General features: G+C 73.2%; 10 protein-coding genes. 9 read left to right on the top strand and 1 reads right to left on the bottom strand.

All coding sequences use genetic code 11. The features are described from left to right. Positions 1-3: 3 nt before the first annotated feature. Both Q6349_RS04260 and Q6349_RS04255 read left to right on the top strand, forming a co-directional pair. The gene (locus Q6349_RS04260) at positions 4-1,503 is read left to right on the top strand and encodes an MDR family MFS transporter (RefSeq protein WP_304602996.1); all 1,500 of its coding nucleotides are present in this window, start codon (positions 4-6) and stop codon (positions 1,501-1,503) included. 146 nt (positions 1,504-1,649) lie between these two features. Next, positions 1,650-3,863 (top strand): SpoIIE family protein phosphatase, encoded by a 2,214-nt coding sequence (locus tag Q6349_RS04255; protein WP_304602995.1) that lies wholly within the window; start codon positions 1,650-1,652, stop codon positions 3,861-3,863. On the opposite strand, the gene Q6349_RS04250 is transcribed toward Q6349_RS04255, so the two are convergent. Further along, positions 3,833-5,254 (bottom strand): CCA tRNA nucleotidyltransferase, encoded by a 1,422-nt coding sequence (locus tag Q6349_RS04250; protein WP_304603095.1) that lies wholly within the window; start codon positions 5,252-5,254, stop codon positions 3,833-3,835. The two genes, Q6349_RS04255 and Q6349_RS04250, sit on opposite strands and share 31 nt — an antisense overlap. 171 nt (positions 5,255-5,425) lie before the next feature. Here Q6349_RS04250 and Q6349_RS04245 point away from each other — a divergent pair, with 171 nt between their 5' ends. From Q6349_RS04245 to Q6349_RS04215, 7 genes are all read left to right on the top strand, one after another. After that, entirely contained in the window at positions 5,426-6,031 is a 606-nt protein-coding gene (locus Q6349_RS04245; RefSeq protein ID WP_304602994.1) for an NUDIX hydrolase, read from the top strand. Positions 6,032-6,041: 10 nt separating this feature from the next. Beyond that, a complete protein-coding gene (locus Q6349_RS04240) occupies positions 6,042-8,156 on the top strand; it encodes a DUF6049 family protein (RefSeq protein ID WP_304602993.1) in 2,115 nt (704 codons plus the stop codon). After that, entirely contained in the window at positions 8,153-9,886 is a 1,734-nt protein-coding gene (gene murJ / locus Q6349_RS04235; protein WP_304602992.1) for a murein biosynthesis integral membrane protein MurJ, read from the top strand. The genes Q6349_RS04240 and murJ overlap by 4 nt, the downstream gene beginning before the upstream one ends. A 91-nt stretch (positions 9,887-9,977) precedes the next feature. After that, positions 9,978-11,798 carry a hypothetical protein gene (locus Q6349_RS04230; RefSeq protein ID WP_304602991.1) on the top strand — a complete coding sequence of 607 codons (1,821 nt, stop codon included), beginning with the start codon at positions 9,978-9,980 and terminating at the stop codon, positions 11,796-11,798. Positions 11,799-11,880: 82 nt separating this feature from the next. After that, positions 11,881-12,894 carry a thioredoxin-disulfide reductase gene (trxB, locus tag Q6349_RS04225; RefSeq protein ID WP_304602990.1) on the top strand — a complete coding sequence of 338 codons (1,014 nt, stop codon included), beginning with the start codon at positions 11,881-11,883 and terminating at the stop codon, positions 12,892-12,894. A 29-nt stretch (positions 12,895-12,923) separates the two neighbouring features. Further along, positions 12,924-13,262, top strand: coding sequence for a thioredoxin (gene trxA / locus Q6349_RS04220; RefSeq protein ID WP_304602989.1), 339 nt, complete (start codon positions 12,924-12,926; stop codon positions 13,260-13,262). 250 nt (positions 13,263-13,512) lie between these two features. After that, complete coding sequence (locus Q6349_RS04215) at positions 13,513-14,748, top strand: PLP-dependent aminotransferase family protein (protein WP_171246786.1); 1,236 nt, start codon at positions 13,513-13,515, stop codon at positions 14,746-14,748. Positions 14,749-14,758 lie beyond the last annotated feature (10 nt).

The following is a 14,758-nucleotide window of genomic DNA, read 5'->3' as shown; positions in this document are numbered from 1 at the left end:
TTCATGACCGTACGCAGCACCGAGACCCCGCCCGGCGGAGCGACCCCCGCCGCGGAGGTGCCCGCCCGCGACACCGACAAGCTGTCGCGCGAGCACCTGGGTGTCATCGCGCTGCTCATGGTGTCGGCGTTCATCGTCATCCTCAACGAGACGACCATGGGTGTGGCGCTGCCGTCGGTCATGAGCGAGTTCGGGATCGAGCCGTCGGCCGGGCAGTGGCTGACCACCGCGTTCCTGCTGACGATGGCCGTCGTCATCCCCACCACGGGGTGGCTGCTGCAGCGTGTCGGGACGCGGACGGCGTTCATCCTGGGGATGTCCCTGTTCAGCCTCGGCACCCTGCTCGCCGGGCTCGCCCCCGTGTTCGGGCTGCTGGTCGCCGCCCGCGTCGTCCAGGCGTCCGGCACGGCGGTCATGCTGCCCCTGCTCATGACCACGGTGATGACGATCGTGCCGCCCCACCACCGCGGACGGGTGATGGGCAACGTGTCCCTGGTCATCGCGGTCGCCCCGGCCCTCGGCCCGACGATGTCCGGCGCCGTGGTCAACGCCCTGGGCTGGCGCGAGGTCTTCTGGGTCGTGCTGCCGATCGCGCTGGTGGGCCTCACCCTCGGCCTGTTCCTGGTCCGCGACGTCGCCGAGCGGGCACGCAAGCACCTGGACGCGCTGTCGGTGGTGCTGTCGGCCTTCGCGTTCGGCGGGCTGGTCTACGGGCTGTCCTCCCTCGGTGAGGCGGCCCGGCACACGCCGCCGGTCTCCCCCGTGCTCCCGATCGTGGGCGGGGTCGTGTTCCTCGCGCTGTTCGTGCGGCGCCAGCTCCGCCTGCAGCGCACCGACGACGCCCTGCTGGACCTGCGGGTCTTCCGGGCGCCGGGCTTCCCCGCCGGTCTGAGCGTGCTCGTCGTCGCGATGATCGCGATGTTCGGCATGATCATCGGCCTGCCGCTGGTGCTGCAGGAGGCGATCGGCCTCGCCCCGCTCGCCAGCGGGCTCGTCATGCTGCCCGGTGGTCTCATGATGGGCCTGCTCGGCCCGGTCGTCGGCCGCCTGTACGACCGGGTCGGCCCGCGCCCGCTCGTCCTGCCGGGCGTGTCGGCCGTCGCGGTGGCGATGGTCCTGTTCGCCACGCTGTCGCCGTCCTCACCCGTCTGGTGGGTGATGGTCGGGCACGTCGTCCTCAGCCTCGGGCTGGCCTGCGTGTTCACCCCGACCCTCACGTCGGCCCTCGGCGGGCTGGCACCCCGGCTGTACTCCCACGGGTCCGCCACGATCACCACGCTGCAGCAGCTCGCGGGCGCGGCCGGGACGGCGCTGTTCGTCGCCCTGCTCACGCTGCGGTCCGTCGCCCTGCTCGACGACGGCGCCACCGAGGCCGCGGCGACGGCGGGCGGCGCGCGGCTCGCCTTCGGCGTGGCGGCCGGCGTCATGATCGGTGCGGTGCTGCTGGCCACGCGCCTGCGCAAGGCCGACGACGTCCGCCGGGAGACCCCCGCGGCGCACTGACGGGACCGGTCCGGCCCGTCGTGACCCGCGTCGCACGCGGCCGCGGGCACCGCCATCATGTGGACAGGCCGTTCCGGTTCGCCGCATCATAGGGATCTCCGGTCCTCCCGACGGCGGGTCGGAGGGACGGGGGGAAGGTTCCACGAATGACGCAGCAACAGTCGGCGCCGACCGACATCACCACGCTGGCGCGCGATCTCCTGCCGGAGGTCCACGACCCCGCGAAGGTGGTCACGGGTGGTGCCGTGCTCCTCGTCGACACCCGCACGCACGAGGTGGTCGACACGAACCCGGTCGGCGCGCGCATGGTCGGCGGCCTCGAGCTGCCGACCTCGCTCGGTGCCTGGTGCGCGGCGGCGGGCCTGTCCGTCCGGGACGCCGACATCTCCGCCGAGCGGGCCCTGGCGGCCGCTGTGGACGGCAGCTCCGGCGTGGCGGTGCTCTCCGCGCGGCAGAACGCTCCCGACGACCTCTGGGCCGTCGGCGTCCCGCTCGCCGGGGCCCCCGGGACCCTGGCGAACCGTGCCCTCGTGGTGATGCTGCCCGGGACGGGCCTGCAGGAGTCGCACCCGCCCTCCGAGTTCGACGGGCTGCAGCGACGCGCGGCCGTGGCGAGCCACCTCAGCTTCACCATCTCGGACCCGTCGCTGCCGGACGACCCGCTCATCTGGGTCAACCCGGCCTTCTGCGAGGTGACCGGCTACACGACGGACGACGTCCTGGGCACGAACTGCCGCTTCCTGCAGGGCGAGGGGACGGACCGCCAGACCGTGGCCCGCATCCGCGCCGCGCTGGACGCCGGGCAGGCCGTCGGCGAGACGCTGCTCAACTACCGCAAGGACGGGACCCCGTTCTGGAACCAGGTCGTCGTCTCCCCCATCCACGACGACGAGGGCAACGTCACCCACCACGTGGGGATCCAGACGGACGTCACGGAGCGGGTGCACCACGACCGCCGGCAGGCGCTGGAGCTCGACGCCGCCAACCGGCAGACCGAGAGCCTGCGGCGGCTCGCCTCGATCACCCAGGCCCTCGTCGACCTGTTCGACGAGGAGTCGGGAGCGGCCGCGCTGCCGGCCCTCGTGGCACCCCACTACGGCTCCTGGTGCGCCGTGCTGCTCGTCGACGAGCACGGCGCACCGCGCATCGTGCACGGCGCCTCCCGCGACCCCGAGCGAGCCGACGACATCGCCGTGCTGGAACGCTCGCACCGCTGGATCCGCGAGTCCCCGACCGTCCTCAGGGTGCTCACCACCGGCACCGAGGAGATCTCCGAACCGTTCCCCGTCGACATCGAGTCGCTGCCGGCCCGCACGGGCCCCGAGGAGCTCGACGCGCTGCGGCGCCTCGGCCTCGGCTCGGCGATGGTGGTGCCGCTGCGCGGGCGCGCCGGCGACATCGGCGTCCTGATCGTCGTCAGCGACGACGGCGACGTCGCGACCGCCTTCCCGTCCTCCGACGTCCACGACATCGTGGCCCTCGGGGCGCGGGCCGGGCTCGCCCTCGACAACGCCCGGCTCTACCGCCGCGAGCAGCAGACGGCCCTGACCCTGCAGCACAGCATGCTCCCGGAGATCGTCGAGGCCCCGGGCCTGGACTGCGCCGCGCTGTACGAGCCGGCCTCCGCGGGGGCCGACGTCGGCGGCGACTGGTACGACGTCGTGCCGCTGCCCGACGGTCGCGTCGCGATCTCCGTCGGTGACGTCGTCGGCCACGACATCCGCGCCGCCGCGTCGATGGGCCAGCTGCGCTCCGTGCTGCGCTCGGAGGCCTGGGCGGGGCTGTCACCGAGCGCGGTGATCGCCGGCGTCGACGACCTCGTGCGGAGCCTGCAGATGGCGGACATGACCACGTGCGTGTTCGCGATCGTCGACCCCCCGGACGACGGCGGGAACCGCCGGATCACCTACACCCGGGCCGGGCACCACGCACCGCTGCTGATCCACTCCCACCACGACGTCGAGAAGCTCGACGAGGCCCTCACGACGCCCATCGGGGCGCCGTTGCTGACCGGCGAGGTGCCGGAGGCCTCGACGGTGCTGCACCCCGGCGACTCGCTGGTCCTGTTCACCGACGGTCTCATCGAACGCCGCGACCGGCCGCTGCGCACCCAGCTCGAGAACCTGCTGACCTGCGTCGAGGAGGTCGACCCCGACCTGGAGGCCGAGGCGTCGCGGGACGCGATCGTCGAGGCCTGCGCGGACGGCACCCAGGAGGACGACACCTGCATCCTCGTGGTGCGCAACATCCCGGTGCCGTCCTCGGGCGAGGCCGACACGGAGATCGTCGGCCCGCACGAGAACCGCACCGGCTCCCGGCGCGGAAGCGGTCAGTCCTGCCGGGCCGCCCACCAGGACTGAAGCTCGGCGGTCGCCCGCTCCTCGCCGAGCGGGCCGTGCTCCATCCGCAGGCCCAGCAGGTGCTGGTACGCCTGCCCCACGACCGGGCCGGGGCCGACACCGAGGATCGCCATGATCTGCGTGCCGTCCAGGTCGGGCCGGATCGAGTCGATCTCCTCCTGCTCGCGCAGCCGGGCGATCCGCTCCTCGAGGTCGGTGTAGGCGTCGGCGAGCCGCTTGGCCTTGCGCCGGTTGCGGGTGGTGCAGTCGGCCCGCGTCAGCCGGTGCAGCCGTTCCAGCAAGGGCCCCGCGTCGGTGACGTAGCGCCGCACTGCCGAGTCCGTCCACGCGCCGTCGCCGTACCCGTGGAAGCGCAGGTGCAGCTCGACGAGCCGCGAGACGTCCTTGACGACCTGCTTCTCGTACTTCAGGGCGCGGAGCCGCTTGGCCGTCAGCTTCGCGCCGACGACCTCGTGGTGGTGGAAGCTCACCCCGCCGCCGGGCTCGAAACGTCGGGTGGCGGGCTTGCCGATGTCGTGCAGCAGCGCCGCGAGCCGCAGCACGAGATCCGGAGCGGGCACGGCGCCGTCGGGCCCCGTCTCCTGCGCGATCGCCTGGTCGAGCACGATCAGGGAGTGCTCGTAGACGTCCTTGTGCCGGTGGTGCTCGTCGATCTCCAGGCGCAGGGCCGGCAGCTCGGGCAGCACGTGGTCGGCCATCCCGGTGTCGACCAGCACCTCGAGACCGGCACGGGGCCGGTCCGAGCAGAGCAGCTTCGAGAGCTCGGCCTGGACCCGCTCGGCCGAGACGATCTCGAGCCGGCCGGCCATCTCGTCGATAGCCGCCCGGGTGGCGGGTTCGACGGTGAACCCGAGCTGGGCGGCGAAGCGCGCGGCGCGCAGCATCCGCAGCGGGTCGTCGTCGAAGGACCGCTCCGGTGCGATGGGCGTGCGCAGCACCTGGGCGGCCAGGTCGGACAGCCCGCCGAAGGGGTCCACGAACGTCAGGTCCGGCAGACGCACCGCCATGGCGTTGACCGTGAAGTCGCGCCGCGAGAGGTCGCCGTCGAGGGTGTCGCCGAACGCCACGACGGGCTTGCGCGACTCGGGGTCGTAGGTGTCGGAGCGGTAGGTGGTGACCTCCACGACGACGTCGTCACCACCCGTCCCGCCGTCCGCGTCCCGGGCGTACCGCCGGGCGCCGATCGTGCCGAACTCCTTGCCGATGTCCCAGTGCGCGTCGCCCCAGCGGGCGAGGAGACGTTCGGTCTCGTCCGGCGTCGCCGAGGTGGCGAAGTCGAGGTCGGCGCTGGTCCGGCCGAGGAAGGCGTCGCGGACCGGACCGCCGACGAGGGAGAGCTCGTGGCCGGCGGCGGCGAAGATCTCGCCGAGCTCGACGGCGGCCGGCGCCATCTGGGCGAGCACACCGAGGGCTCGGCGCAGCAGCGCCGCGGGGGCGGGAGAATCTGGGGTCGACACGACTGCCTATCTTCCCAGATCCCCGTGCCCGCTGCGCGCCCGCCCCCGTCGTCCCCGGTCGGCGACGTCGTCAGGGCCAGCGGGTTCTCTCGGTAGGGTAGGTCCATGTCATCTGCGGTACCGGCACCCGGCGCTCCTGAGGAGCGCCCACCCGTGCCGGTACCGGTCCCCCCGGGCGGGCACCCCCTCAAGGTCGACCCGGCGCGGCTGCGTCGCCGCGCGACGGTGCCGAGCACCGCGGGAAGCACGGGCCATCTGCCGGTGGTCGACGAGACGTCGGCCGGCGGGCTGGTCGTCGAACGGCACGTCTCGGGTCACCGGGCCGCGGTCATCCTGCGGCGCAACCGCGCCGGCCGGCTCGAGATGTGCCTGCCCAAGGGTCACCTGGAGGGAGCCGAGACCCCGGAGGAAGCCGCGGTGCGCGAGATCCGCGAGGAAACCGGGATCCAGGGCACCGTACGCCGGACCCTCGGGGTCATCGACTACTGGTTCAGCGGGGAGGACCGCAGGGTCCACAAGGTGGTCCACCACTTCCTGCTGCGTGCCGACGGGGGCCTGATCACGGCGGCCGACGACCCGGACGGCGAGGCGGAGGACGCCCGCTGGGTGCCACTGACCGAGCTGCCCGACCGGCTCGCGTATCCCAACGAGCAGCGCCTCGCGGCGACGGCCCTGCACGTCCTGACCCATACCCCGGACCTGGTCGAGTGAGGCCCTGCGCGTGATCCACTCCCGGACGAGGGGCGCCCCCAGCCGCGCCCTGCTCCTCCTGCTGTCCACCCTGCTGCTGGTCGCCCCCCTGGTGCTCCTGCCGACCGTCCCGGCGTCCGCCCACGAAGACCTCACGACCGAGATCGTGGCGATCTCGCCGACGGTCGTCGGCCCGGACGACACCCAGGAGGTCACGCTCCGCGTCACCAACGACGGCGACAGCGCGTTCACCGGCCTCACCGCGGAGCTCGGGGTGGGCTGGCGGCCGGTCACCACACGGACCGAGGTCGCCTCCTGGTCGACGGCGGAGACGGGTCTGGCCGCGACCCAGCTGCGCGAGCAGCTCGACCCCCTGCCGCCCGGCGAGTCCCTGGAGGTCACGCTGACGCTGGACGTCGAGGACCTCCTCCTCGGGGAGAACGCGCCGTGGGGGCCCCGGCAGATGTCGATCCGCCTCCACGACGCCCGGACGACGCTGGAGACCCTGCACACGTTCATGATGTACGACCCGGGCCGCGGTGCCTCCTCCGCACGGCAGGGTGCTCCGGCGCCCGTCGCGCTCAGCGTGGCCGCGCCCGTGACCGGTCCGGCCTTCGACCCGGCCGCACCGGAGGACTACGCGGACGCGGTCGCGGCCTGGAGCGCGCCGGGTGCCCCGTACGACGAGCTCCTCGCGGCGGCCACCTCCGAGGTCGGCGCGCTCTCGCTCGCCGTCGACCCCGCCGTCGTGGCGACCGCCGAGCGGTCGGTCGACGAGGACGCCGCCCGGTGGGCCGACCGGATGCTCCGGGAGGGCGGTCCCGGTGTGGTCACCCTCCCCGTCGGCGACCCCGATCTGGCGGCGCTCGCCCATGCGGACGTCGACGCGCCGGACATCGCCCGGATCGCCGGGGGCCGGGAGGTGCTGCCCGAGGACTGGGAGGCGGCCGACGACTGGGGGCCCCGCATCGCCTGGCCCGCCGGGGTGGTGGACGCACCGACGGTCGCGGCCGCCGACGCCGCGGGCGCCCGGGCGTTGCTCGGCACGGAGGGCATCGCGCTGCCCGAGGCCCCGGGCTCCCTCGGCTCCGTGGCGAGCGGGTCCGGTCCGCTGCGGGTCGCCGTGCCGGACGCGACGATCAGCGCGGTGCTCGACGACGCCACGGGCTCCGGCGGTGCGGTGTCCGAGCCCGCCGCCACGGTGCAACGGCTCCTCGCCGACACGGCGGTGCTCGCCGCGGACGCGGCCGAGGCGGCGGCCGCCACCCCCGTCGTGGCGGCGCTGCCGCGGGGCTGGTCACCGGACGTCGCCACGTTCGACGCCGTGCTCGGGGCGTTGGCCGCGCAGAGCTGGGTCGAGCTCACCGACCTCGGCGAGGCGCTGGCCTCCGCCGGCGACGATCGGTCCGCCCGCGTCGCCGAGGAGGCGGTGACGGACGCCGAGCTGTCCCCCGGTTCCGTCCGCGGCCTGATCTCCACCTCCGAGGACGTCGCCGCCTTCGCCACCGTCGCCGCGGACCCGGGCACCCTCACCGCCGGGGTGGACCGCGACCTCTTCGCGCCCTTGTCGATCGCCTATCGGGACACCCCCGAGGCCCGGGCCGGCGCCGTGGAGCTGGCGCAGGCGAACGCCGCCCAGGTGCGGTCCGGCATCAGCGTCCTGGACCGGGCCGACGTCCTGCTGATCAGCGACGCCGGAGACCTCCCGGTCCGCATCCGCAACGACCTGCCCGTCGACACCCGCGTCACCGTGCGGCTGCGGCCCGACGACCCCCGGCTGGTCGTGGAGACGGTCCCCGAGATCGTCGTCCCGGCCGGCACCTCCCGGGACGCCCAGGTCCGGGTCCGGGCGATCGGTTCCGGTGACGTGACGCTCGCCGTCGAGGTGCTGGCACCGAGCGGTGTCGAGGTCGCCCCGCCCACCGAGTTCGCCCTGCGGGTGCGGGCGGGGTGGGAGACGGTCGGCACCGCCGTGATGGCGGCCGGTATCGGCCTGCTGTTCCTCACCGGCATCTGGCGGACCGTCCGCCGCGGACGCTCCGACCGCCGCACCACCGGCGAGCAGGTCGCCGAGTCCGCCGTCCCGACGGGCCGGACCACGACCGTCCCGCCCCAGGCCCCATCCCCGGAGGACACCGCGTCATGACCACCGATCCCCCTGAGCAGGGAGCACCCGACGCCACCCCCGCCGGACCCGACGACGCGTCCGGTCGGACGGCGGACCCGCACGGGGTGCGCAGGGCGAGCCTGGGCAAGGGCTCGCTGGCGATGTCGTTGGGCACGGCCGCCTCGAGGGCGTCGGGCCTGGTGCGCACGATGCTGCTCGTCGGCGCGGTCGGTGCCGTCGGGACGGTCGCCAACGCCTTCGACATCGCGAACAAGCTGCCGAACATGCTGTTCGCGCTGATCTCGGCGGGTTTCCTGCAGTCGGTCCTGGTGCCGCAGATCATGAAGGCGATGTCGGCGCGCAACGCCCGCGAACGCCTCGACAAGCTGCTCACGATCTCGGGGCTCGGCCTGCTGTCCGGCACGATCGTGCTGGTGGCGGCGGCGCCCCTGGTCGTGCACCTCATGACGCTCAGCGACGCCTGGACGCCCGAGGCCCGGCAGCTCGCGGTGGTCTTCGCCTACTGGTGCCTGCCGCAGCTCTTCTTCTACGGCCTGTACACGTTGCTGGGTCAGGTGCTCAGCGCGCATGGCCGGTTCGCGGCGTACGGCTGGGCCCCGGTGGCGAACAACGTCGTCTCGATCGTGGGTTTCGGCACCTTCATCCTGCTGTTCGGGCAGGCGCCCGACGCGGGTCTGGACGACGTGGGGGCCTGGACGACGGTGCAGACCCTGGTGCTCGCCGGCACCGCGACCCTCGGGATCGCCGCGCAGTCCGCGATCCTCGTGCCCGCGCTGCGCAAGGCCGGGTTCCGCTGGGGCTTCCGGCTGGGGCTGCGCGGCATCGGCCTGCGGTCGGCCGGCAAGGTGGTCGGCTGGACCATCGGCGCCGTCGTCCTGGAACAGCTCGGTGTCATCTACCTGACGAACGTCACCGGTGCCGCCGGCCAGCTCGCCGAGGACCTCGGTGAGGTCGCGGGCGGGCCTGCCGCCTACACCCAGGCGATGTCGATCTACCTGTTGCCCCACTCGCTGGTCGTGGTCTCGATCGTCACGGTGCTGTTCCCCCGGATGAGCGCCGCCGTCAACGCGGGCGACCTGCCGGGTGTGCGCCGGGACATGTCGCTCGGACTGCGTTCGGCGGGCATCTTCTCGGTCTTCTCCGCGACGGCGCTCCTCGTCCTCGCGTTCCCGCTGACCAAGGCGCTGCTCCCCTCCGCGTCCGAGCTCGAGGTGGAGGCGATCGCGCCGATCCTGCGGGCGATGGCGGTCGGGACCATCGCCCTCGGCGCCACCGTGCTGGTGCGACGCATGTACTTCGCCTTCGAGGACGGTCGCAGCATCTTCGTCATCCAGATCATCGCCACCGTCTCGCTGGTGGCCGGGTTGTGGATCGCCACGGAGACGCTGCCCTACACGGCGTGGGCGGCCGCGGCCGGAGGGTCCTTCGCCCTGGCCACGTGGATCTCCCTGCTGCTGCGCATCCGCGGCATGAACCGCAAGCTGCACGGCATGGACGGCGCCCGCGTGCTGCGGCTGTACGTCCGCGCCCTGCTCTCCGCGGCGGTCGCGGGGGGCTTCGGGTGGCTGACGATCCGGCTGCTGGACGCGTCGGCGTCGTCCTCGTGGGGCTTCGCGGTGCTGACGACGGCCGTCGCGGGCCTGGTCATGGGTGCTGCGTACGCCGGGCTGCTGAAGCTGATGCGGGTCCGGGAGCTCGACGACGCGCTCGCCCCGATCCTGCGTCGCCTCCGCCGGGGACCCGCATGACGGGTCTCTCCCTCTACCATGGTCGGCAGGAACGCCCCGCCGGACCGTCCCGACGATCCACGCTCCCCCACACCACCACGGAGGCCTCCAGGTGACCACCGCCCAGCCCGGGACCGTCATGGTCGACCGCTACCGGCTGAACCAGCACGCCGCCACCGACCTGGCGGCGGCCGAGGCCTGGGAGGCCCACGACCAGATCCTGGACCGTCCGGTCCGCGTCACGTTCGTGACCGGCCCGCAGGCGCCGGCGGCGATCGACGCCGCCCGCCGCGCCGCGCTGGTGGCCGACCCGCGGCTGTGCCGCGTCCTCGACGTCGGCAGCACCGACCTCGGCACCGGCGAGGTGTCCTACGTGATCACCGAGCCGTACACCGGGGAGTCCCTCACGCAGATCGTCTCGCGCGGCCTCGTGGACGCCCAGCAGGCACGGGCGCTCATGGGGGAGGCGGCCACGGCCCTGGAGTCCGCGCGTCAGCGGGGCGTGCACCACCTGGCGCTGCGGCCGGAGGCCGTGCGGGTCGACGGTCACCGCGTCGTGGTGACCGGGCTCGGGATCGACGCCGGGCTGGCCGACGCCGAGGCGGCGGGGAGCGACGCAGCGGCCCGGGACGCCCGCGGTGTCGTTGCCCTGGGCTACTACGCGCTCACCGCGCGGTGGCCCGGCGAGGCTCTGGACGTGAGCTGGATCGCGCCCGACGCAGTGCGACCGCTGCCCGCCCAGACCGGCCCGCACGGGGTCCTCGGGGTCTCGGAGCTCGTGCCGCACGTCGACGAGCAGATCGACGAGCTGGTGCGACGGACCTTCGGTGACGAGGGCCAGGCGCCCGCCGATCCCGGCGAGGTCGTCGCCACGCTCGAGCCCTGGGGCCAGGTCTCCGTCCTGGGATCCCTGCCGCAGTTCGTCCAGCCGACGCCGGAACGCCCGGTGCGCTCGTCGGTGCTCGGTGCCGGCAGCCCGGCCGGCACCGAGAGCCTGCCCGGGACGCCTCCGCCCGCACCTCCCGTGCGCCGGCCCTCCAGCGGCCGGATCGCCCGGGGTGCGGCGATGGGAGGCGCGGCAGGCGCCGCCTACGGTGCCGCCCAGGGCGGCTACGCGCAGCAGCCCACCCAGGCTCAGCCCCCGGCCTACGGTCAGCAGGCTCCCTACGGCCAGGCCCCGGCCGCCGCCCCGGGGCAGGTCCCCCCTCCGCCGCCGGGAGCCGGGTACGGCCCGGCGGCCACCGGGAGCCCGACCACGGGCTCCTTCGACTCGACCGCCGCCCCGCGTCGGCGCGGCGTGAACCCCACGCCGATCGTCCTGGCCATGATCCTCGTCGGCGTCGTGATCGCCGCCGTCTGGGCGGTGAGCCAGGCGCTCAGCCCCTTCGACGTCACCACCGTCGCCGAGGACCCGTCCCAGGAACCGGCCCCCGCGGCGAGCGAGGGCACCGACGGCAGCAGCGGCGAGGGCGGCGAGCCGGAACCGACCGAGTCGGAGAGCCCCGAGGTCCGGCCCATCATCGAGGCCGGCAGCGAGATCGACCCGCTCGGCAACGGTGAGAAGCCGGAGAAGGTCGAGTTCGCCTTCGACTCCGACCCGTCGACGTTCTGGCACACGTACACCTACGAGAACGACCCGGTCTTCGGGGGCTTCAAGGAGGGACTCGGCTACCAGGTCGAGCTGCGCGAGCCCGCGCCCGTCACCGAGATCGAGCTGAACACCAACAGCGAGGGCGGTGCGTGGGAGCTCCGCCGCGTCGGGAGCGACGCCCCGGAGAACGGCGAGGTGCTCGCGTCGGGGTCCTACTCGTCCGACACCGTCATCGAGCTGGACGAGCCCGTCGTGATGGACGGTTTCGTGCTGTGGACCTCCGAGCTGCCGACCTCCGAGGGAGAGTTCCGCCTCGAGCTCAACGAGATCACGGTGTCCTGACCCCTTCGGAATGTCCCGGGGGTATCGCATGTTGCCACCAGGTGCCGGCCTCCGACCGGATCCCAGACTTCCAGGAGAGATTGTGACCGACCAGTCGAACAGCCAGGACGCCCCGGTGCGCGACATCGTCATCGTCGGGTCCGGCCCCGCCGGGTACACCGCGGCGATCTACGCCGCCCGCGCCGGACTCGCCCCCGTCGTGGTCGCCGGCTCCGTGACCGCCGGCGGCGCGCTGATGAACACCACCGAGGTCGAGAACTACCCCGGCTTCCCGCCCGGCATCCAGGGCCCGGACCTCATGGACGCCATGCGTGAGCAGGCCGAACGCTTCGGCGCCGAGATCCTCTGGGACGACGCCGAGACGCTCGAGCTGGACGGCGAGATCAAGACCGTCGTCACCGGCGGCGGGAAGACCTTCCGCGCCTACGCCGTCGTCCTGGCGACCGGTTCCGCCTACCGCGAGCTCGGCCTCCCCGCGGAGAAGAAGCTCTCCGGGCGGGGCGTGTCGTGGTGCGCCACCTGCGACGGCTTCTTCTTCCGCGACCAGCACGTCGCCGTCGTCGGCGGTGGCGACTCCGCGATGGAGGAGGCCACGTTCCTCAGCCGTTTCGCGTCGAAGGTCACGATCGTCCACCGCCGGGACGCGCTGCGCGCCTCCAAGATCATGGCCGACCGCGCGATGGCCGACCCCAAGATCGACTTCGCCTGGAACAGCGAGGTCGTGGGGATCGACGGCGAGGACAAGGTCTCCGGGCTGCGGCTGCGGGACACCGTCACCGGCGAGGAGCGCGACCTGGACGTGACCGGGGTGTTCGTCGCGATCGGGCACGACCCGCGCAGCGAGCTGCTCCAGGGTCAGGTCGACCTCGACCAGGACGGCTACGTGCTCGCCGAGGGCCGGTCCACCCGGACCAACCTCCCCGGCGTCTTCGCCTGCGGCGACCTCGTCGACCACACCTACCGGCAGGCGATCACCGCCGCCGGGTCGGGGTGCTCCGCCGCTCTCGACGCCCAGGCCTACCTCGCCGACCTCGCCGACATGTCGGAGACGGACCCGGAGGAGCTTCCGGCCGCCCTCGACAGCGTCGCCGGCTGACCCACCGCTCCCCGACCGAAGGAGACACCATGCCTACCGTCGCCGTCACCGACGACACCTTCCAGACCGAGGTTCTCGAGTCCGACGTCCCCGTCCTCGTCGACTTCTGGGCGACCTGGTGCGGTCCCTGCCGCATGGTCGCCCCGATCCTGGAGGAGCTCTCCGACGAGTACGCCGGCCAGGTGAAGATCGCGAAGCTCGACACCGACGCGAACCAGGCCACGACGATGGCCTACGGCATCACGTCGATCCCGACGCTGAACATCTACCACGGTGGCGAGATCGTCAAGTCGATCATCGGTGCCCGTCCCAAGCGGGCCCTCACCGAGGAGATCGAGGGCGTGCTCGCCTCCGCCCCCTCCTCCTGACACACCGTCCCGACCTCCGGGGCACGACGTCCAGCGGCCTCCCCCGTCCTCGACGGGGGAGGCCGCTGTCGTCCCGGCTCGCGGCCCGGGTCCGACCCCGCGGCCACGACCGCACTGTGGTCCGCTCACGGGACCTTCACGGGTGGCGTGGGACACTGGCGAGGTGACTGAGCAGAACCGCCTCACCGAGCAGACCTCCGGCACGCGCCTCGACCCCTGGTTCGGCGCGTACGCAGAGCGGACGCGCGGGATGCGAGCGTCGGAGATCCGCGCACTGTTCTCGGTCGCCAACCGCCCCGAGGTCGTCTCCCTCGCAGGTGGCATGCCCTTCATCGAGGGCCTCCCCCTCGACGTCATCGGCGAGGCCATGGACCGCCTGATCCGCACCCGGGGCACCCGAGCGCTCCAGTACGGTTCCGGGCAGGGCGAGGAGTCCCTGCGCGAACGCATCACCGAGGTCGTCGCCATGGAGGGCGTCGAGGCCCACCCCGACGACATCACCGTGACCACGGGATCCCAGCAGGCACTGGACCTCGTCACGCGGATCTTCATCGATCCCGGTGACGTCATCGTCGCCGAGGCGCCCTCGTACGTCGGTGCCCTCGGCGTCTTCCGCTCCTACCAGGCCGACGTCGTCCACGTGGAGCTCGACGCCGACGGTCTGGTTCCCGCGGCCCTCGAGGCGACGCTGAGCCGGCTCGCGGCCGAGGGGCGCCGCGCCAAGATGCTCTACACCATCCCGAACTTCCACAACCCCGCCGGCGTGACGATGTCGGTGGAGCGCCGCCCCCAGATCCTCGAGATCTGCCGCCGGCACGGCGTGCTCGTCGTGGAGGACAACCCGTACGGTCTGCTCGGCTTCGAGGACGACCCCTACCCGGCGCTGCGTTCCTACGACGCCGACGGCGTGATCTACCTCGGCTCCTTCTCCAAGACCTTCGCCCCCGGCTACCGCGTCGGCTTCGTCATCGCGCCGCACGCCGTGCGCGAGAAGCTCGTGCTCGCCTCGGAGTCCGCGATCCTGTCGCCCTCGAACGCTTCGCAGCTCGCGGTCGAGACCTACCTCGACACCTGCGACTGGCGAGCACAGATCAAGGACTACCGGGAGATGTACCGCGAGCGTCGCGACGCCCTGGTCGGTGCGCTCGCCGAGCACATCCCCGCCGCGAGCTGGAACGTACCCGTCGGGGGGTTCTTCGTCTGGGTGAAGCTGCCCGAGGGGCTGGACGCGAAGTCGATGCTGCCGCGTGCCGTCACCGAACGCGTGGCCTACGTCCCGGGCACGGCGTTCTACTTCGACGGCCAGGGCTCCGACCACATGCGGCTGTCGTTCTGCTTCCCGACCCCGGACCGCATCCGGGAGGGCGTGCGTCGCCTGGCGACGGTGGTCAACGCCGAGTCCGAGCTCGTGCAGCTGTTCGGCACCACGGCCCAGCCCGACGACGACCCGACGGACGTCGAGATCCCCTCGCCCGACCTCGCGTGACCCATCCAGC

Origin of the sequence: Isoptericola sp. 178 (genome assembly GCF_030586525.1) — a bacterium.
In the GTDB taxonomy this organism is placed as follows: domain Bacteria; phylum Actinomycetota; class Actinomycetes; order Actinomycetales; family Cellulomonadaceae; genus Isoptericola; species Isoptericola sediminis.
The sequence above is the reverse complement of the archived record's forward strand: the minus strand, read 5'-3'. Positions and strand labels throughout refer to the sequence as shown.